The sequence below is a fragment of the Paenibacillus sp. FSL R7-0273 genome, from assembly GCF_000758625.1.
Lineage (GTDB): Bacteria > Bacillota > Bacilli > Paenibacillales > Paenibacillaceae > Paenibacillus_AQ.
Window position 1 is genome coordinate 1,205,985 of record NZ_CP009283.1, and the last position, 18,197, is coordinate 1,224,181.

General features: G+C 54.1%; 20 protein-coding genes. 13 read left to right on the forward strand and 7 right to left on the reverse strand.

The annotated features are described in order from the left end of the window. Positions 1-3 precede the first annotated feature (3 nt). Both R70723_RS05160 and R70723_RS05165 read left to right on the forward strand, forming a co-directional pair. Positions 4-597, forward strand: a complete 594-nt coding sequence (locus tag R70723_RS05160) for an RDD family protein (RefSeq protein ID WP_039870297.1) — start codon at positions 4-6, stop codon at positions 595-597. Beyond that, entirely contained in the window at positions 585-1,202 is a 618-nt protein-coding gene (locus R70723_RS05165) for a hypothetical protein (protein ID WP_039870299.1), read from the forward strand. The genes R70723_RS05160 and R70723_RS05165 overlap by 13 nt, the downstream gene beginning before the upstream one ends. Here the strand turns inward: R70723_RS05165 and R70723_RS05170 are convergent. From R70723_RS05170 to R70723_RS05180, 3 genes are read right to left on the reverse strand one after another with little or no spacing between them, the layout of a single operon-like run. Beyond that, the gene (locus R70723_RS05170) at positions 1,199-3,601 is read right to left on the reverse strand and encodes a hypothetical protein (RefSeq protein ID WP_039870300.1); all 2,403 of its coding nucleotides are present in this window, start codon (positions 3,599-3,601) and stop codon (positions 1,199-1,201) included. The two genes, R70723_RS05165 and R70723_RS05170, sit on opposite strands and share 4 nt — an antisense overlap. Then, complete coding sequence (locus R70723_RS05175; protein ID WP_039870302.1) at positions 3,591-3,929, reverse strand: hypothetical protein; 339 nt, start codon at positions 3,927-3,929, stop codon at positions 3,591-3,593. The genes R70723_RS05170 and R70723_RS05175 overlap by 11 nt, the downstream gene beginning before the upstream one ends. After that, a complete protein-coding gene (locus R70723_RS05180; protein WP_331281987.1) occupies positions 3,922-4,503 on the reverse strand; it encodes an RNA polymerase sigma factor in 582 nt (193 codons plus the stop codon). Before R70723_RS05180 ends, R70723_RS05175 begins: the two co-directional genes overlap by 8 nt. Positions 4,504-4,780: 277 nt before the next feature. Here R70723_RS05180 and R70723_RS05185 point away from each other — a divergent pair, with 277 nt between their 5' ends. The 4 genes from R70723_RS05185 (at position 4,781) to R70723_RS05200 (ending at position 9,105) form a co-directional block, all read left to right on the forward strand. Further along, complete coding sequence (locus tag R70723_RS05185) at positions 4,781-5,458, forward strand: YjgB family protein (protein WP_039870304.1); 678 nt, start codon at positions 4,781-4,783, stop codon at positions 5,456-5,458. Between the two features lie 176 nt (positions 5,459-5,634). Next, complete coding sequence (locus tag R70723_RS05190) at positions 5,635-6,786, forward strand: winged helix-turn-helix domain-containing protein (protein ID WP_039870305.1); 1,152 nt, start codon at positions 5,635-5,637, stop codon at positions 6,784-6,786. Positions 6,787-6,896: 110 nt separating this feature from the next. Then, the gene (locus R70723_RS05195; protein ID WP_039870307.1) at positions 6,897-8,168 is read left to right on the forward strand and encodes an MFS transporter; all 1,272 of its coding nucleotides are present in this window, start codon (positions 6,897-6,899) and stop codon (positions 8,166-8,168) included. 298 nt (positions 8,169-8,466) lie between these two features. Beyond that, positions 8,467-9,105, forward strand: a complete 639-nt coding sequence (locus tag R70723_RS05200; protein WP_039870308.1) for a hypothetical protein — start codon at positions 8,467-8,469, stop codon at positions 9,103-9,105. On the opposite strand, the gene R70723_RS05205 is transcribed toward R70723_RS05200, so the two are convergent. From R70723_RS05205 to R70723_RS05215, 3 genes are all read right to left on the reverse strand, one after another. Beyond that, on the reverse strand, positions 9,097-9,900 hold the full coding sequence (locus R70723_RS05205) for a TatD family hydrolase (protein WP_039870309.1): 804 nt from the start codon (positions 9,898-9,900) through the stop codon (positions 9,097-9,099). The two genes, R70723_RS05200 and R70723_RS05205, sit on opposite strands and share 9 nt — an antisense overlap. Further along, complete coding sequence (locus R70723_RS05210) at positions 9,893-11,011, reverse strand: stalk domain-containing protein (protein WP_039870312.1); 1,119 nt, start codon at positions 11,009-11,011, stop codon at positions 9,893-9,895. Before R70723_RS05210 ends, R70723_RS05205 begins: the two co-directional genes overlap by 8 nt. Positions 11,012-11,257: 246 nt before the next feature. Further along, a complete protein-coding gene (locus tag R70723_RS05215; protein ID WP_039870314.1) occupies positions 11,258-11,794 on the reverse strand; it encodes a DoxX family protein in 537 nt (178 codons plus the stop codon). 255 nt (positions 11,795-12,049) lie between these two features. Between R70723_RS05215 and R70723_RS05220 the strand changes: the two genes are divergently transcribed. From R70723_RS05220 to R70723_RS32755, 4 genes are all read left to right on the forward strand, one after another. Continuing rightward, positions 12,050-12,466 (forward strand): MarR family winged helix-turn-helix transcriptional regulator, encoded by a 417-nt coding sequence (locus tag R70723_RS05220; RefSeq protein WP_039870315.1) that lies wholly within the window; start codon positions 12,050-12,052, stop codon positions 12,464-12,466. A 144-nt stretch (positions 12,467-12,610) separates the two neighbouring features. Next, positions 12,611-13,195 carry a sigma-70 family RNA polymerase sigma factor gene (locus tag R70723_RS05225; protein WP_039870318.1) on the forward strand — a complete coding sequence of 195 codons (585 nt, stop codon included), beginning with the start codon at positions 12,611-12,613 and terminating at the stop codon, positions 13,193-13,195. Beyond that, on the forward strand, positions 13,185-13,949 hold the full coding sequence (locus R70723_RS05230; protein ID WP_039870321.1) for a DUF3600 domain-containing protein: 765 nt from the start codon (positions 13,185-13,187) through the stop codon (positions 13,947-13,949). Before R70723_RS05225 ends, R70723_RS05230 begins: the two co-directional genes overlap by 11 nt. A 167-nt stretch (positions 13,950-14,116) precedes the next feature. After that, positions 14,117-14,281 (forward strand): aspartyl-phosphate phosphatase Spo0E family protein, encoded by a 165-nt coding sequence (locus R70723_RS32755; RefSeq protein ID WP_081957222.1) that lies wholly within the window; start codon positions 14,117-14,119, stop codon positions 14,279-14,281. Positions 14,282-14,312: 31 nt separating this feature from the next. Here R70723_RS32755 and R70723_RS05235 read toward each other — a convergent pair whose 3' ends face one another. Then, positions 14,313-14,888: a TetR/AcrR family transcriptional regulator gene (locus R70723_RS05235; RefSeq protein WP_039870325.1), complete on the reverse strand. Its 576-nt coding sequence runs from the start codon at positions 14,886-14,888 to the stop codon at positions 14,313-14,315. A gap of 259 nt (positions 14,889-15,147) precedes the next feature. Here R70723_RS05235 and R70723_RS05240 point away from each other — a divergent pair, with 259 nt between their 5' ends. The 3 genes from R70723_RS05240 to R70723_RS05250 all read left to right on the forward strand — a co-directional run bounded on the left by R70723_RS05240 (position 15,148) and on the right by R70723_RS05250 (position 18,157). After that, complete coding sequence (locus R70723_RS05240) at positions 15,148-16,353, forward strand: MFS transporter (RefSeq protein WP_039878284.1); 1,206 nt, start codon at positions 15,148-15,150, stop codon at positions 16,351-16,353. Positions 16,354-16,622: 269 nt separating this feature from the next. Continuing rightward, entirely contained in the window at positions 16,623-17,204 is a 582-nt protein-coding gene (locus R70723_RS05245) for a sigma-70 family RNA polymerase sigma factor (protein ID WP_039870328.1), read from the forward strand. Next, positions 17,201-18,157, forward strand: a complete 957-nt coding sequence (locus R70723_RS05250) for a DUF4367 domain-containing protein (RefSeq protein WP_039870330.1) — start codon at positions 17,201-17,203, stop codon at positions 18,155-18,157. Before R70723_RS05245 ends, R70723_RS05250 begins: the two co-directional genes overlap by 4 nt. Positions 18,158-18,197: the final 40 nt, after the last annotated feature.

Here is an 18,197-nt window from a genome sequence, read left to right on the forward strand (position 1 = left end):
TTCATGGAGCACAGTATAACGGAACGTTTGGCGGAGAGCGACTATGTAGGCTTTTGGAAAAGAGTACTGATCAGCATTCTGGATTTTCTGATTCTGGCGCTTCCTATCTATTTCATCAACGGCTTGGCGGTTTCAGCGGCTGTTCAATACCAGTCTGGGATTCCGCTGTGGATAGAGTGGCTCCTAATTTCGCTGTTTCATATTGTGCTGGTTGCCAAATACGGCGGAACGCCGGGTAGGCTGATCATGCGGACGCGGGTTGTGAATGAGCAGGGAGGACGCCCGAGCTTGAAACAGGCCGTGATCCGTTACAGCTTTCTGCTGGTCAACACACTGCTGGCCGTCATTGTTACTGCAGGGGATGGTACCCTTTCCAAGCTGCCTGAAGCCTATGCCAATTGGGCCCCGCTGGCCAGCGACCTGACAGGATTCCTGGCGCTGATCATCATCATAGACTGCCTGTTTATTGTATTCAGCATGCGCAACCGGGCGCTCCATGATATGATGGCCGGAACCTACGTGGTGAATCAGAGTGCGCTGCTGGATGAGGGGTACGGGACGGGAAAAGAGGCTCCGGCGGCCAAATGGGGCGAATGAAGGGTAAAAGTGCCTTTGAATTTGGCCTCGGCGGCCCGATGAGCCGAATGAAGGGCATAAGTGCCTTTGAATTCGGCCCGGGCGGCCAGATGGGCCAAATGAGAGGCAAAAATGCCCTTGAATTCGGCCCCGGCGGCCAGATGGGCCGAATGAAGGGCATAAATGCCTTTGAAATCGCCCTCGGCGGCCAGATGGGCCGAATGAAGGGCAAAAATGCCTTTGAATTCGGCCCGGGCGGCCCGATGAGCCGAATGAAGGGCATAAGTGCCTTTGAATTCGGCCCGGGCGGCCAGATGGGCCAAATGAGAGGCAAAAATGCCCTTGAATTCGGCCCCGGCGGCCAGATGGGCCGAATGAAGGGCATAAATGCCTTTGAAATCGCCCTCGGCGGCCAGATGGGCCGAATGAAGGGCAAAAATGCCTTTGAATTGGGCCTCGGCGGCCAAATGGGCCAAATGAGAGGCAAAAATGCCCTTGAATTTAGCCAGCTACAGTTATATCTAAAAAAGACGGTCAACAGACAGCATACTGCTGTGTTGACCGTCTTTTTATGCCATGCTATGTTGCCATGCTATGTTGCTGTGCGCCCCTGTGCAGCCGTCTAGCCCACCTCGAGAACGGCCTTAATAAATTTTTTCAGTGCCGTCGGTGTGCCAGCGCCGGCCCACTGCTCAAGGGCTTTATCCTGCCGGCTCATATAGGCATCCAGTTTTTCGGCCAGCAGCTTGTCAAAAGCAGCAGGTGCCTTGGCACGCTCCGCCTGAAGCTCCATAATCAGCAGGGTCCAGCTGTAGCCGCCCCGGCCGTAGCTGTGCTGGGGATAACGTTTCGCCAGCTCCAGCACGGACTCCAGCGGCTGGCCAGCAGCCAGCTCGGCTGCCAGATAGCTGCCGATAAACCGGTGAGTCGGGTCTGTCTCCATCGCCAGAGCCAGCTGCTGCCGGGCTTCGTCCAGCCGGCCCTGGTACATTAGGGCGAGGGCATCGAGAGAGCGGTCGAAGCTGTCTTGCTCCTGCCCGTTCAGCTTGAGATACAACGCATGGTATTTGTTGTAGCTGCTCCAGTCGGAGCGATCCAGATAGTAATCTGCCAGATTGTAGGCAAAGTTGGCATCCGGACGCAGCTCCACCAGCTTCACTAATAAGGCCATCGCCTCATCCATAATTCCGGCATCCCGGGAATAGGAATGCTTGGCGAACAGGAGATGAATCAGCATTTTGAGCGCGTGGTCATCCTGCGGATTTTCGGCATAGTCCTTACGGTAAGCTTCCAGTGCTTCCACCAGCTTTTGATCAGCAACGAGCTTATCCGCAGCGGTCATAGTCCGAGACTTCAGATAGAAGAACGGCAGATTGCCGACGGTCTCTTCATTGAGCCGGTAGCCATTGCTACGGGTGATAACATGACCTTGCGCATCGTAAGCGTCGATGCTCCAGGAGAACCGGCTGTCCGGATTGGCAAAGCCGAGCAGGGAGGCGGGTGAAACCGACTGCCAGCCTTCCCCGCCTTCTACGGTAGAGAAGCCGCCGGTAGAGAAGCCTCCGCTGTTGTATAGCTCAGTGACCGGAATTTCAACCTGATTATCCGTAATGCGCTGACGGGTGATATGGCTGAAGAAGCTGCCTTTGTCATCAACTGTTGTTGACAGATTGTAATAGGCAGCTCCATCAACAGCCTCCCATTTGAACTGTACAGCCTCACCGGTCAGCACCTGTGAGTTAACAGGTGACTGCAGCTCCAGCAGCGGCTGCAGAGTAATGTCATGTGTGACCGAGCCGCCAGACTGCAGTTCAATCCAGTCGTCAGACTGCACCGGCCAGGTCCAGCCGTCGATCTGCTCAAAGCTGAAGCCGAGCTGGATCTGATAGAACCCGGGAATTACGCCGGAGAACTGGAAGCGTCCCTCAGCATCCGTAATCATCTGATACGGCTCACTGTCAGACTGCACACTGTGATACAGCTCGCTTTCCGCGCGCAGGAAGATGCCGGCCCGGGCTAACGGAGTACCGTCGCTTTTGGTGAGTGTGCCTGATAAGGTAGCGGGAGCATCGAAGCCCAGCTTCACAGCTTCCCGCAGCGCTGTCTGAAGTGCAACAAGCTGCTCCTCTGTGGGGGAGGATGTGCGATATACCTCCTCAGCTTCGTTGCTGCCGGTTTCTGAGCTGCCGCCGACCGCACCGCCATCCGTACCACCGCTATCTACGTCGCTGCCATCCGTGCTGCCCTCAGCGGAGGCGTTCTGCTGCGAACCACTGCCAGCGGGATTAAAATCGGCATCTATTTCAGCCCATTCCTTACGGTACTTTTCCAGTGCGCTGTTCACCAGTGTAAGCGCCTCACTGCCTTTGCCTTGTGTGAACAGCAGCCGCCCCTGCAGCCAGGCCGTCCTGGCATCCAGCTCGGACTCGTTGAACTGGACCGTAAACGCCGACTGCTCAAGGTACTCCCCGGCCATTGTATAGTCCCCGGCGTTCAGCGCCCGCTCGGCCCGGAGCAGGGTCAGCTCGCGTGCGGCAGAGGATTTGCTGCTGAACCTGTTTACAGCAGCAGCAATCGCCTGGTCTGCCTGATCCCCGGCATTCCCTGCCGCATCATACTCATAGACCAGCTGCTTAACCGCATGCTGCAGGGTATAATCAGCCGGGCCCTCCTGAATATACTCTTCCAGCAGCTTTATCCGGTCACTGGGCAGAAGCGGGGATGCCTCCTGATCGTCGCTCATCTGGTTGACCTGGCTCATGGACCCGCCTGCGTATACGTTGAACCAGTAAGCCGGGTAATAATTGGCCGGCTCTATGACCGTCTCGCGGATAAGCTGCATCCGCGCACTGCCGCTGCTGGAGTCAAGCTTCTGCAGCAGCACAGTCCGGGCGTCTGCGGAAGCCTGCTGTGCCGGACTTAAATCAGTCCCGGCCGAAGGCCGGATAAACACAAAGACCGCCAGCAGCGTGAGAGGGAGCAGCAGGAAAAGCACCAGATGCTTGACTTTAATTCTAATTTTCATGCTGCTTCACCGCCTGCTCGTAGAGGTCTTTCCAGTAGGTGTTACCCCCGGTTTCTATTAATTCCCGCCGTTCCTGCGGCTGGATGGATTGCTGCTGCTTTGTTGTCAGTTGAGGTGCATAGAACAGCAGAACCCCTGTCGTGAGCACTGCTGCTGCAGCACCGAGAGCCCCTATCGGGATTTCCAGCTCCTTATTCCACAGCGCCGCGAGGCGTGCCCGGAGGGTGGGCGGATGGGTCTGTCCCAGCACCCGGTCATGGCCGGAGAAGGTGACAGGAGCAAGCTCATCTTCCAGCCGTTGCCTGATCTTTTCGCGTCCGTTATCCATTATCTATGTCCTCCTTCTCCAAAATCAGCCTGAGCAGCTGCCGCCCGCGTGCGAGCCGTGATTTTACCGTGTTCTCCCTGGTCTTCAGCTGGGAAGCAATTTCCCGTATACTCATCTCGTGAAAATAGTACAGGGTCAGGCATTCACGATACATATAGTCAAGGTCTCCGATTGCATCCGAAATCTTCCCGCTGTACCATTCAGCCATAAAAAGCTCTTCCGCTCCTGCAGCCGCTTCCCCGGCAGCCTCTGCCCACCGGCCGCTCTCCGCCGCCGGAAAAATGCTCCGCCAGCTCCAGGTCCGCTGCTTCATCCGGCAGCGGTTGACCGTGATCGCAATCAGCCAGGAACGGAGCCGGGCGGGCTCGTGGAGCTGGCCGATTTTGGCATAAGCCTGGATAAAGGTATCCTGCACAGCTTCTTCGGCAGACTGCCGGTCCCTGAGCAGCAGACAGGCCGTTCTCAGCAGCATATCCCCGTATTCATCCATCAGCTGGCGGAGAGCGGACTCATCCCTGGCCTTGATTCTCTCTATAATATCCAGATGAAGCTCCCCTCCCTTTACTAATAAGATGCGGGCTGCAGCGGTATGGTTGCATGAGTGAACAGAAAATTAATGTGCAGGCTGCTCTATGATTCAATGCCGGAGAGTTTGTCTACAATAAAATAAACTTTCCAGACCATCCGTTTCTGGGCAAGCGCGGTACAGCCGGGCAGAAGTCTTGTCTTTTGCCAACTGTACTCAGCCAACTGTACTCAGCCAACCGTACTTTGCAACCTTTATTACGCCCCTCGCGTCAAAAGCATTACTTAATACCAGAGACAGCTCAGCTAACCAAGGAGATGACAGCATGACAACAACATTCAAAACAATAGCAGGAATCATGATACTGGCCAGCGCAATCGGGCTTACGGGCTGCAATTCATCCGCCGACAACAGCGCGGAGGCGACAAATGCCCCTTCGGCAGAGGCGTCCGCTTCTGCGCAGCCGGCTGTCACTGCCAGCCCTTCGCCAGCGGCAGCTGAGCAATCTGTTCCGCCGGCAGCGACGGCAGCACCGGATACAGCAGCAGGCAACGACGCTGCGGCAGAAGACAGTGCAGCCCGGCTGAAGGAGCTGCTGGAGCTGGCCCGGCAGGGCAAGGTTCCCGGTGTGGAATATGCCGCACACAGCGGAATGATTGACGAAGTCGAGGCAGCATGGGGCGAGCCGGACACTAAGGAGCCGGCAGGCAAAGGGATCTATTCCACCTACAGCGCCAAGCATGTTGTTTTCGGCTGGAACAAGGGCAGCCGGATTTTTGATGTCCGGTCCAGTGCCGCTACTCTGCAGCAGCTAACATTGAAAGAGATTGAGCAGACGCTCGGCAAGCCGGATGATACGGCTGTGAACGGCAGTGACAGGATTTATATTTACCAGGCCGGCAAGGAATACGAGTTGAAGTTTATTATTCCGGAAGCAACGGGCACGGTCGATCATATCTCGGTCTTTTCCGAACAGGACTCCTTTAACAATATGGCGGGCTAATACAATTAACAAAAGAGTAAAGCTGCAGACGGTTTGCAGATTTGCTCTTTTTTTAACGGATCATTTGATGAATCGGCAGGCCCCCTGCTTATGGTATGACGTTAGTGCTGGAGCGGACGGAAGAAGGACTGCTATAATACACCCATGGACTCATCCGTGGAAAAGAGGAACTTGCGATGCAGCTCGAATTAGATGAAAGTAACTTTACCGTGGCATCCGGCGGAACGGCTATACAGCTGCTGCCCAAGGAATTTGCGCTGCTGGACTTTATGTACCGCAACAAAGGGCAAACCTTCACCCGCAGTCAACTGCTGGACAAGGTCTGGCCGCTGGAGTATCCGGTGGAGCGGACCGTGGATGATCATATATACCGTCTGCGCAAAAAGCTCCGCCCCTTCAGCGGACTCGCGCTCCAAACCGTACGGGGCTCAGGCTACAGCCTCTCCATACCGGAAACAGCAGCTGTCCCGATGTTTAATCCGACAACCCATGACCCGGAGCTGCGCGAGGCGATGCGCGAGGTTTTCAGTAAATTCCATGTCTACGGACAGGGCAAATCCATGCTCAGCCTGGCCGGTCAAAAGGATACACTCGGCTATGCGCTGGACCCGGAGGTTGCGGTGACGATCCATTTTGTCCAGGGGGATCTGGAATGGCTTATGCATACAGAGGAGGTTCCGCTCAAGGACCGGCTGTTTCATTTGTTTTTATTTTACATGTTTACCGGAGACCCCAAGAAGAAGCTTGAAGTATGTGAGCGGGTAATCCAGGCACAGGTGATGCATCCCGAGGATCAGCTGGAGCTGGACATTCTGACGATCCTTGATTTGTTCATCCTATCGGGTGAACCGGAGCGGGCCTTGGCGCGCCTTCCCCGGTCCTATCAGGCCATCACAGAGCCGGGCTATGAAAATTTTGTGCCGGTAACCATGATAACTGAGCTGTTTGCGCAGCTGGCGGCAGGGGCGGGAAATGATGTGCTTATGCGGCTGGATGAGGCTGTGGTGCAGATTTTGCAGGAGAAGCCCTTTTTAAGAGAAACCGGCGGCTACAAAATTATAAAGGGACTCTGGCAGCTGCGGGAAAATCAGCCGGTTGAAGCGGTGCGTCTGCTGGATGAGGGGATCGGGGTGCTGGAGCGGTCGGGGTTTGTTCCGCTTCAGCTGTACGGCTTTTACCGGATCTATCATTACTGCCGCCTGTATTTGCCGCCGCATCCGCTGCACCGCAAATATGAGCGCAGGTTCCTTGAGGCGATGGAGGAGAGCGGGCTTAGCCGTTATGAACAGTCTCTGGAAAACCTGCTGATGCGGGCGCTGAATATCTGATCCACATTCCCTGATATCCCTCTGATAATGCTCTGACAATTCCCCGTTACATTAAGGTCATAAGATGACTTGATTCATCTGGACTAAATATGTTGCTGGAGGAATGACGGATGGAAGCTTCAACGAAGCAGGGAAACAGCCTGCTGCATAACAAGGTCTATGTGCGCGTATATAGCGCTTTTGCCACCGCCAGCTTTGGCGACTGGTTCGACTCCCTGGCCATTCAGGTGCTGGTCGGATACCGCTGGCAGGTCAGCCCGCTGATGCTTGCCATGATTCCGGTAGCCATTGCGCTGCCGAGCATTCTGCTCGGCTCTGTGGCCGGAGTTGCCGCCGACCGGCTGAACAAGCTGAAGCTGATGCGGGTCTGCGATCTGCTTACCGCTGTGCTGACACTGGTGCTGTTACTGGCCCCGAATATGTTCTGGCTGCTGCCGCTGCTGTCTCTGCGCTCAGCCATCTCAACGGTCAATGTGCCTGCCCAGCAGTCCCTGACCCGCAGTATTGTCAGAGAAGATCAGCTGCTCCAGGCCTCCTCACTGAACGGGCTGGTGAATCAGGGCTCCAAAATCGCCGGCCCGCTACTAGGCGGACTCGCGCTCACCTTCCTTACACCGCACTGGTGTATCGTGCTGAATGCCGCGCTGCGCGGCTTCTCTTATCTGCTGCTGCTGTCTGTGCGCAAGATTGATGCAAAGGCAGAGCCTGCGCAGAAGACAACCGAAGAGCAGGTTCCGCTGCGGACGATGTGGAAGGAAGGCTGGAGCTTCATGCTGAGCAGCCGGATTCTGCTAAATATGATGGTCTACGGGCTGGCCGGGGCTTTGGCGATCCAGGTCATTGATTTTCAGTTCACCAGCCTGTTCCGGGTGTATTCCCCGACCGGAGAAGCGGTGCTGGGCTGGATGGTTGCCGCCTCGGGTGTGGGCGCGGTGCTGACTATTCTCCTGCTGGGCAGACTTCGCGGCGCTATCAGCTATACCTGGCGGCTGGGCATGGGCTACATGCTGATCGGCGTGTCGGTTGCGGGCCTCGGGCTGCTGCAGCCGGGCGCCCCGGTCATCTGGGTGCTGCTGCTTGGCTTCGTCCTTGGAGCCGGGAACGGGGCCTTTGCAGTAGCCTTCAACTATATGCTGCAAAAAGAAACCCCGCCGCACATGACCGGCCGCATCTTCGGCATCCAGAATACCGTGCTCAGCGCGGTGCTGATCATCGCCCCGCTGCTGGGCGGGCTGCTGGTTGAGTTCGCCGGCCCGGGCCGGATCTTCCTGATCTTCGGCCTCATCCAGACGGCGCTGGGACTGGCCGGCCTGCTCTTCGGCCGGATACTCTGGCAGGAGAAGCGGGAGGCTAAGGCCGACCGGATGGAGCAGGCAGGATAGAGGGAGACGGATTGAAGTAGAAGCCTCAGCCCATTCGCGGCGCTGCTCCCGGCCGGTACAGCCATGCTGCTTTAACTGCACTCTGTACATCTAAAAGCGGCTTTTTGAGCGGATTCAGACATATAAGTGTATTCCGTGCAGCTATTTTCTCCATTTCCCGCCGTTTTGCGGGGATGGAGCCTTTTTAGTTGTATGAACTACACTTAAAGGCCTGCAATAGGGCAAAACCGGCTGTTTTAGCTGCACGAAGTGCAACTATCTTTATCCAGCTTATCACTACATAAGGAGGCTTAAAGTAATGAGTGAATTTACATCAGGTCATATATTGCGGGCCGCAGACCGGGATATCGTCAGGAAGCATGCTGTTAGAGGTTCAGTAATGATTCAGCTGAATGAACAATACATAGCTTATCTGATAGAACATACGTATAACAGCGGGCTGGCTCAGGAGCATATTCAGCTTCTGTCAGAGGAGGCGCCGGTGCTATATTTCTATAACTTTGCAGACCATGAGTGGGGCTATCAGCTGATCCACCAAGGAAAAGAGATAGCGGCGCTGCATATTGCCTATGAGTATGAGGAAGAAATGGTTCTTCATACTGCAGAGGAAAGGTACCCGGAGTCAGACCTCACGGAGCTGCTGCTCAGCGGTACTCTGGAAAAGATCCGTGAGGAGCTTGAGTCGGCCTCTGTATTTGAGCAAAAGCTCGGGAATTTGTTCAACGACAGCCGCCCGGAGCAATTCCAGCTGCTGGGGGCATCCGGTGAACAGGTTGTACAGCTCTGTGAAATTCTGAGCCATTCCTTCATTCACCGCAACATTAACCAAGCTATGGAGCTATCCGGTAAATTCATAGAGATTCTCGGCATAGAAGAAATGTCCTGCATCCGGCATGAACGGGTTGTAGAATCCGAAGAATATGACGAACTATTCTAAGCTTCCCGTGCTCTCATACAGCCGGAAAAACCGCGCTGTGTTCGCGCTCAGCAGCGCTTCTGCCTGCGCAGGCGAATAGCCGTGCAGCGCGCCCCAGGCTGCAGCAGCATCGCGGATCATAGCCGGGTGGGTGAGCCGTCCGGCAAAAGGCCCCTCAAACGGCCAAGGGCCGTCCGTCTCCGCCATAACCAGCTCAGGCGGATAACGCCTGGCCAGGGCCTGAATCTCCGGCTCGTAGACGATATCCGGAGTGAAGGAGATATAATAGCCGCGCTCAATCATCCGGGCGACGGCTTCCTCCGGCCCTTTGAACCAGTGGAAATGGGCATCACGGATGCCGTGCTTGTCCAGCAGGTCGCAGGCGGTCAATGCATCCTCATAGACGGCATGCAGCACCACCGGCTTGCCGAGCTGGGCGGCAGCGCCAAGCAGGGTATCCAGCAGCCGGATATATGGCTCCATCTCAAACGGCAAGCCGCGCTCCAGCGCTTCGGCCCGGCTGTAATAAGGCAGGCCGATTTCACCTACGGCTGCCATGTGTGCGGCGTGCTCTTCAATGAAGCGGAGCAGCGCTGCCAGCTCTGCTTCCTCAGGCACCGGCTGCTCGGGGTGATAGCCGTAGGCCGGCTTAATCAGTCCGGGAGCTCTGCGGGCTAACTCTAATGTACGGACACTGGATTCCAAATTCATCGAGACGGCAATCAAGCCGTCAATGCCTTGCCCGGGAAGCCCGGACAGCATGTCCTCCAGCACGGCCTGATCATACTGCTCCAGATGAATATGAGCATCAATCATTGGCGGTCTGCTTCTTCACCGTTGCCGGATATTCATCGAATGCAATGAAGGTGACCGATTCCGGCTCCAGGGCTTTCCCGGAAGCAGCCGGTTTGTACACCAGCTTCAGACTTCCGATGCTCTCCAGGAATCCGGTCGTCACATTCACTTCAGCCGTCAGCCGGTTATTCTCCACCATGTAGTAAGTAACGGAGCCGATGCCTGCTTTTCCGCCGATATTCGGGTCGTCGCTGCGGTCGGGCAGGCGCAGGGTCACCTGTGAAGGGGAGGCACCGGCAAGCTTCAGCGATACGAGCATATCCTTGCCGTCAGCAGTAATGCTGGAGGATACAAGCTGAGTTGCAGCCTTCCAGGCTTCAGGTACAGAGAGCTCCTGCCAGGTCTTCGGATTAATCACATGGATCTCCTGCTCCACAATTCCTGTTCCTGTACCTAATGTGAGAATAACGATGGCTTCGGGTTGTCCGTCCTTATTGATATCATTGTAGTAAAGCTCCGGCGGGTGGCTTAAATCCCGGTAGGTCTGCCAGTTGTATTTGTGCTTTTGTCCGTTTACCTCAAGTATATAGCCTTTATAGGCTGTCTTGTCTTTAAGGGCGGCATAGATTTTGACTTCCGGATGGTCTTCTGCGGCAGCAAGCGCTTCGGTCGGGACCCGCACGGTTGTGCTTACGCTGCCTGATATAATAGATACCGAGTTCTGCTTCTGTTCCAGCCGGAAGTCAGCTCCGGATATAAGATTCAGGGCAGATGCCGGAATATACATGCGTCCGTTCCGCAGTATAGCCTTGCCTTCAAGCGCAGTCGAGCTGCCATAATAGAGCACCAGCTGGCTGCCCGGTTTAACCATCGTACTGGTGCTTTCAGTGGTGATTGTTAACAGCTTTTGCTTGTTGTCCCACTGGAGTGCTGCAGGGTAGAACTCGGTGAGCACCCGGACCGGCACATACACGATGTCCTGGTCGAGAAACGGATGCAGAGGGGTAAGCGCAGCTTCCCCGTCAACAATCAATTTAAGCGGTGAAGCGGCAAACGTCTTATCTATATCAAGAGCCGACGGGCATACGGCAATCAGCATTGCTGCAGCTACGCTGGCGATCCATCTTTTCATGAGTAAATCCTCCATTTATATAGGCTTTGCATTAATCTAGCAGAAGTTGCTTCTATTAGTATAAAGCAAATTGAACGTGTGAAGGTCACTTTCTGTTAACATTGATAAGACAAGCTTGTTACGCTTTGGCGGCGGCAGCACAGAATGGAACGTATGATCGGGTATTTAACAAAAACAATGCCCCGCAGATGGACGTCAGAGCGTTGTCCATGTCTGCGGGGCATTGCAGCTTGCAGAAAAATATATTTATACGGAGCGCTTCATTCCGGGAGCAGCGGCTGCAGGCCGGAAGGCGGCGGATTTGTCTTTTTTGTGGAAAAGGCTGCGCAGGTAGCCCAGTACCCAGCGGTCGAGACCGATTGCACCGGCATTCGCGGCGGATACGATGATGATAACCTCCAGCAGCAGCAGCTGAACATTTGTGCTTACAGTGCCCGAGAGCAGATAGGCGGCATTCATAACAAGTCCCATCAGGGCAGCGAAGGTGGTGAAGGTACCAAGGATCAGTCCAAGACCGACCAGGAATTCACCGGCAGGAACCAGCAGATTGAAAAAATTCACATTCGGCAGAGCGGCATGCTGGAGGAAGCTTCCCCACCAGGCTTGTACGGTAGCATCTTCCCCGACGCTTTTGGCAATGGCACCCTTCAGGAAGCCGGAAGCATCGAAGCCCCCGGTCAGCTTATGCCAGCCGGCCTCGAGCCATTGATAACCTACATATATACGAACGACAGTCAGCAGCAGCATAGCGATTTTATTAGTACGGAACCAGGTGTTAAACAATGATATCCACTCCTTGATAGTATAGTATGGTTGTTTTCTCTTTGTAGTATCGGATGATCATCCTCGATGGCTTTATGATAAGTGATTTTTTTCACATAAGGTGTGATATAAATCACAATTATCGAATTAATTTTTATATCAAACTAAAATTTGAATATTTTTAAAACAAAACATAAAAAGACTTGCGCAAGCTTCCCCAAATAATGTATTGAGGAGGGGCTTGACACAGCATTTGGTTAAAATTAACATGGGAGCATGGACGAGAACAAAATATTGGCGGTCATTGGCCGTATTCACCGCAGCGGTAACCGGTTCATTGAACGGGAGCTCAAAAAGCATCATATTCACGGCATTGCCCCGTCTCACGGAGATATTCTGTATCAGCTGTTCATCCGTGAAGATATCACGATGAATCAGTTATCCAGCTCCATTGATAAGGATAAATCCACTATTACAGCACTGGTGGACAAGCTGGTACGGCTGGACTATGTGAAGCGGGAGCAGGACCGGACGGACGGAAGAATTTATCGCCTTTCTCTTACAGCCAAGGGCAGGGAGCTGCAGCCGATATTTGAGGAAGTGTCGGCAGCACTGCTGGCCGCGGTCTATGAAGGGTTTGACCCGGAGGAGAAGCAGCAGCTGATCGGTTTATTGGAACGGATCAGGCTGTAACCCGGCACTGCAGCAGAACAGGTCTACAAGAGGGCTTCTCTTGTGGGCCTGTTTTTTTATGGCTGCTGCCTGCTCTACCAAATAAACCGAACGAAATCGGTCCAGCCCGCCAATACATAGTGTAAGCCTGAAGGGGGATGACGGATGAAGCATCCAATGGAATATGCGCAGCTCATTGAACAGACGCTGGCCGGCAGCGTCGAAGCCTATGGTGAGCTGTATGAAGCAACGATACGGGATGTGTACAGAACCGTGCGTTTCCTTGTTTCCGAGCCGGTGAATGCTGAGGATATTGTGCAGGAGGTATATGTGGAGCTGTACCGCTCACTGGGCCGGTATGACCATTCCCGTGAATTCAGACCATGGCTGACGGGGCTGGTTATGCGGCAGATCCAGGCTTACCGCCGCAGGGGCTGGAGGCATTTCCGCCTGCTCCGGCGTGCGGAGCAGACTGCCGAGCGGATGGAGCATGATTTTGCAGGAGAGGTAGTGGACAGGATATCAAACCGTGCGCTGCTTATGGCGGTAAACCATTTGCCGTTCAAGCTGAAGCAGGTTGTCATCCTTCATTATCTGCAGGAGTATTCCCAGGAGGAGATCGCTGCGATTCTGGAGATCCCGCTGGGCACTGTTAAGTCGCGTATCCATGCTGCACTGCAGAAGCTGCGCCGGAAGCATCAGGCTGACACAATCCAGTACAGAAGGGTGGAGGATGTGCATGAGTCTTGAACAGCAGCTGCGGCAGGCCCTCCGGGAGAAGGCCGGGGACTGGAGCGCTCCACCTGAGCTGAAGGACAGAATCCTTAGCAGGATTACTCCGGTACAAGGGGGAAGACGCATGAAAAAATGGCTTATAGCCACAGTGGTGGCAGCCGTTTTACTGGTTCCAACCGGAGCCTATGCCGGATATACGTATTTGGCGGATTCCGTGTACGGCTCGCAGGATCATTTCATGGAGAACGGCGGAACGCTTGAAGGCTACGAGCGGCTTGAAGCCAAGCTGCAGCAGGCCAAAAACAGTCTGAGCCAAGATGATTTTACAGCCCTTACGGCACTCTTGCATGAGATCGGGAGCTACAATCTGAGGATTGCCGATGATAAAGGGAACCTTAATCCCGGGCTGCTGAGCACCGCTGAGCAGGATATGTATCAGGAATTGACCGTGAAGCTTGAGCCCTACTTCGAGAAAATAGAGAAGGAGGCACAGCCGTCTGGTTCCGGCAAATTACCTCCTCTCGACAGCGGTACCTTCTGGGAGGAGCAGCTAGCCCGGGGAGAGCAGGTCTTCAGCGGCACGGAGCTGACAGCGTTCAGACAGCTGATAAGCGAGCTGCAGGCTTATAATGCGGCCATTACTGATTCTGACGGCAGTATACATCCGGAGCGGCTGAGCGAAGAGGAGACAGCCCGGTTTAGCCGGCTGTATGAGGAGCTTGGCCCATACCTGAAGGAGCTTGGAATTATGATTAAGCCAAGGCTCTAAATATGTGAAAAGGCCTCCGGCGTAGAGCCGGCAGGCCTTTTCTTTTTGCAGCACTTAAGGACAGGAGCAGCAATATACGAAACTCTGAATATCTATACATTATGCATTGAGCCTGATATCCTATAATTTGACATATACCTCTAAAATATGTACGGGAGGTAGTTCAGATGGACAAGCTCAAGATCCTGAGCAAGCAAATAGAGTACGAAAGAACCAGATTAAATGAGATGGAACAGACCTACGGGCTGCTTCATCCGCGTGTAATCAGGCAGTCAATGAAGCTGGACGAATTGATCAATACATATACAAGAATGGATTCCGGGGGAAAATAGGCCTGTGCGTCTCTAACTGTGCCCGCTGCAGCTATTGTCTGATCCCCTCAAAGGCTGCGGCCGTTATCGTTGTAATATAAGCCTCGTCCAGCACATCCCCTGTAATCAGCAGCCTGTAAAAAATCGGGCCATACAGCAAATCAATACTGCAGCCGATATCCAGCTCAGCCTTTAGCTCCCCCCGCTTAACTCCTCGTTCCAGCAGCAGGTGCGCCTCCTGCCGGCGCGGGGCGAAGAAACGGGCCCGGTAAGCCTCGGCAAGCCCGGCATCGAATTGCCCTTCTCCGATCAGCTCGGTGATAACCTTGCCCTCCCGGCTGCGCAGGAAGACAGCCAGGTTGGTCGCATGAATCATGATATCCTCTTTAACAGAGCCGGTATCCGGCACCGGTAGCCGCGCCGAAGCGGCAGAGAGATAACCGTCCATAACAACAGCCGCTTTATTAGGCCACCATTTATAAATGGTGGCTTTGCTGACTTTGGCCCGTTCAGCGATTTTATCGACCGTTACCGCACCAAACCCTGTTTCCAGCAGCAGCTCATAGGAAGCGGCCAGAATCGCAGCCTCTGCTTCATTGTTGCGCGGGCGTCCTCTTTTTTTATCCATATCCTCATCCCTCCGGGTTCATAATCCGCTCAAACAGTATTCATTATAAATCTAAACTATACGTCCATTATACAAAATATCCGTTGAATATAGCCAATCTGGAGCAAAACACAGCAGGCTTGGGGACAGCTTGCAAAAATCATTTAAACTGCCTATTTACAAAACTGTACGTTCAGTATATTATAAATCCATAATTAATAAACTAAACGTTCAGTATTTAAAAGTGAAAGGTGGAGTTAATATGAATCAGGTAACTCAAATGAACGGAGTGAGCGGGGCGGGAAAGGCTGCGGAAAGCGCAGCAATGCCCGGCTGGATCACTTTTTTGCTGGCAGCCTCCTGCGGGCTTATTGTCGCCAATCTGTATTATGCCCAGACGCTGATCGGACCGATTGCCGCAGCAACGCATCTGTCATCCGGGGCGGCGGGACTTATAGTAACTCTGACTCAGCTCGGTTATGTTCTCGGTCTTTTGTTCGTAGTTCCGCTCAGTGATATTATCGAAAACCGCCGGCTGACCGTAATTTCACTTATCGTTGTTGTTGCGGCGCTGGTTGCGGCTACCCTGGCTCGAAGTGTGGTGCTGTTCCTGAGCGCTTCCTTGTTCATCGGGCTCGGCTCAGTGGCTGCCCAGATTCTTGTGCCGTATGCTTCCTTCCTTGCTGCTGAAGAGCACCGCGGACGGGTGGTAGGCAATGTAATGAGCGGGCTGCTGCTCGGCATCATGTTCGCCCGTCCGCTGGCCAGCTTCGTCTCCGGGCTCTGGGGCTGGCACGCGATCTATGCCATTTCAGCTGTTATCATTGCTCTGCTTACCCTTCTGCTGTCCAGAGTGCTGCCGCAGCGCCAGCCGGTTCCGGCCATGAACTACGGCGGGCTGATCCGCTCTCTGGGAACGCTGCTGAAGAATACGCCTGTGCTGCGCCGCCGGGCCATCTATCAGGCCAGCCTGTTCGGAACGTTCAGCCTGTTCTGGACGACGATTTCCTTGCGGCTGGCTGACACGTACCACCTGTCCCAGCAGGGGATTGCGCTGTTTGCCCTTGCCGGTGTGGCGGGAGCCGTGGCATCTCCGGTTGCCGGGAGACTGGCTGACAAGGGCTGGACCCGTCCGCTGACCGGACTCGCTTTTCTGCTTGCCGGGGGTGCCTTTCTGATTGCGTACCTGTTCCGCAGTGATTCCGCAGTAACGCTCGGCCTGCTTGTTGCCGCTGCTATCCTGCTGGATATGGGCGTGTCGGGCAATCTGGTGCTGGGCCAGCGGGCGATTTACTCGCTTGGCAATGAAGCAAGGGGGCGGCTTAACGGATTGTTTATGGCCATCTTTTTCATTGGCGGAGCGATTGGCTCGTCGCTGGGCGGCTGGGCCTATGCTTACGGGGGCTGGGAATTAACCTCGCTGATCGGGATAGCGGTGCCTGCACTCGCTTTTGTATATTACCTGACCGAGAAGAAGCAGGCGTAAGCCGGTTATTTTACAGGCATTGAATAAGAAATGGAGAGCTGCCCAGCAGGCCGGATTTTGCCGGACCGGCGGGCGGCTTTTTGCTGTCCCGGGATTAATGCAACATAATCCGCATACAAAAGCTCCGGCAGTAAGGGATACTGGAGATGAAGGGTTCATCCGGACAGAATTTTTTGCAGGGCTTGTAATGAAATCCCGTTGTCCGCGTATTAGCTGGGGTAAATCACTTGGCCCGGTGAATTTGCATAAGAAAGGAGAGCCTGAGAGAGATGCAAGAGCGCGCATTGCTGCAATCGTTTTGGCACAGTAGAGTGAAGGAAGCAGAGCCTGCTGCAGACATCAGTACGGACAGAATCTTCACTTCCATATTTGAAGACTATTATTCTAGGATATTTAACTATACCGCTTACCGCGTCAGCTGCCGTTATACAGCGGAGGATCTGACCAGCCAGGTTTTTGAAAAAACGTGGTCCAGGCTGCACAGCTACTCCCCGGACAAAGCACCCTTTGAGGTGTGGCTGTTCGCCATCGCCAGAAATGTCGTGAGCGATCATTACCGCAGCCGGAAGAGAAATCTGTTTTTTCCGCTGGAGGCGGTCCGGGAGCTGGTATCGGGCAAAAAAACACCGGACGAGCAGCTGCTGGAAGGGGAGCGCAACAACCGGCTGGGCATGGCACTGGATGCTTTATCAGCCAAAGAGCGGAATATTGTAGCGCTGAAATTCGGTGCAGATCTGAAAAATACAGAGATCGCCAGCCTCACCGGCATGTCCGAGAGCAACGTCGGCGTGATCCTGTACCGGAGCATGAAAAAGCTGAAAGCTGAAATAGGGAGCGTGGAGCAGCTGTGAAAAAAGACTATATGCAGGAGTTTGCAAAAGCTGTTGATGACGGTGTGCATTTGAACAATGCTGCAGACTGGAGCGGAACGCAGGAATCACTTGAGCTGCTTGAGCTGGGCCGGGCATTGGCCGGACAGGATTACAGCAAGGCTCATAAGGCGGCAGTGCTTGCCAAAGTACAGAGCCGTACCCAACATAAACAGGAGGCACAACAAATGAAAATAAAAACACAGTGGAAACGCCCGGCCATGGTAATGGCATCCCTGCTGGTGGCTGGTGCGCTGAGCGTCAGCCTCGTCAAGCCGTCATATGCCCAGGAGCTTCTCGGCAGAGTGCTGCAGAGCATCAATCTCGGCAACATTATTGTCCATGAGATGGATACGGCCGAGATGCCGGATTTTCCAAAGGAATTGGAGGGCAAGCTGTTCGATAAGGACGGTAACGTAATCACTGCTGATTCAAAAAAAGTTGATGAGATCTATAACGCTGCCGGAGAGCAGATCGTTAATTTTGAAGGGGACCAGCTGATTACCAAAAGCGAACAGGAGCAGCGTGATAAGGAAGCGGCAGAGCGTATAGTGGCCGTGAAGAGCCGGGCGGAACTGGACCAATACGCGATGTTCAAGGTTAAGCTGCCGGAGTATCTGCCGGAGGGATTTGCATTTGACCGGGGGGAATTCTATAAGTCGGAGGATGGCGTTAACGGCAAGTATCTCGATCTGTTCTTTAGCAGTGAGCATAAGGGGCAGGATCTCAAAATGCATTTCCGTTATTCCGACAAGGAAACAGCCTACGAAATGTCTTTCGACGGTAAAGTGGAACCGGTAAAGCTTAATGGTGTTGATGCCGTAATGATGGATGACCGGAATCTGGACTGGGAAGCCGACGGCGTGTTGTACAATATTGTATCTCATGGTCTGGACCGGGCTGAGGTGCTGAAGATCGCCGAATCCCTCCGTTAACCGAGTCTGTCAGGTATCGGCTGGAAATATAAGAGAGAAG

What these genes read in the sequence shown, in the direction of transcription:
- R70723_RS32755 (WP_081957222.1), top strand. Translation starts at nt 14,117, where the DNA reads ATGGACAAGCTCAAGATCCTGAGCAAGCAAATAGAGTACGAAAGAACC.
- R70723_RS05225 (WP_039870318.1), top strand. Translation starts at nt 12,611, where the DNA reads ATGAAGCATCCAATGGAATATGCGCAGCTCATTGAACAGACGCTGGCC.
- R70723_RS05205 (WP_039870309.1), bottom strand. Translation starts at nt 9,900, where the DNA reads ATGATTGATGCTCATATTCATCTGGAGCAGTATGATCAGGCCGTGCTG.
- R70723_RS05175 (WP_039870302.1), bottom strand. Translation starts at nt 3,929, where the DNA reads ATGGATAACGGACGCGAAAAGATCAGGCAACGGCTGGAAGATGAGCTT.
- R70723_RS05240 (WP_039878284.1), top strand. Translation starts at nt 15,148, where the DNA reads ATGAACGGAGTGAGCGGGGCGGGAAAGGCTGCGGAAAGCGCAGCAATG.
- R70723_RS05185 (WP_039870304.1), top strand. Translation starts at nt 4,781, where the DNA reads ATGACAACAACATTCAAAACAATAGCAGGAATCATGATACTGGCCAGC.
- R70723_RS05200 (WP_039870308.1), top strand. Translation starts at nt 8,467, where the DNA reads ATGAGTGAATTTACATCAGGTCATATATTGCGGGCCGCAGACCGGGAT.
- R70723_RS05190 (WP_039870305.1), top strand. Translation starts at nt 5,635, where the DNA reads ATGCAGCTCGAATTAGATGAAAGTAACTTTACCGTGGCATCCGGCGGA.
- R70723_RS05165 (WP_039870299.1), top strand. Translation starts at nt 585, where the DNA reads ATGGGGCGAATGAAGGGTAAAAGTGCCTTTGAATTTGGCCTCGGCGGC.
- R70723_RS05170 (WP_039870300.1), bottom strand. Translation starts at nt 3,601, where the DNA reads ATGAAAATTAGAATTAAAGTCAAGCATCTGGTGCTTTTCCTGCTGCTC.
- R70723_RS05235 (WP_039870325.1), bottom strand. Translation starts at nt 14,888, where the DNA reads ATGGATAAAAAAAGAGGACGCCCGCGCAACAATGAAGCAGAGGCTGCG.
- R70723_RS05220 (WP_039870315.1), top strand. Translation starts at nt 12,050, where the DNA reads ATGGACGAGAACAAAATATTGGCGGTCATTGGCCGTATTCACCGCAGC.
- R70723_RS05210 (WP_039870312.1), bottom strand. Translation starts at nt 11,011, where the DNA reads ATGAAAAGATGGATCGCCAGCGTAGCTGCAGCAATGCTGATTGCCGTA.
- R70723_RS05245 (WP_039870328.1), top strand. Translation starts at nt 16,623, where the DNA reads ATGCAAGAGCGCGCATTGCTGCAATCGTTTTGGCACAGTAGAGTGAAG.
- R70723_RS05230 (WP_039870321.1), top strand. Translation starts at nt 13,185, where the DNA reads ATGAGTCTTGAACAGCAGCTGCGGCAGGCCCTCCGGGAGAAGGCCGGG.
- R70723_RS05195 (WP_039870307.1), top strand. Translation starts at nt 6,897, where the DNA reads ATGGAAGCTTCAACGAAGCAGGGAAACAGCCTGCTGCATAACAAGGTC.
- R70723_RS05160 (WP_039870297.1), top strand. Translation starts at nt 4, where the DNA reads ATGGAGCACAGTATAACGGAACGTTTGGCGGAGAGCGACTATGTAGGC.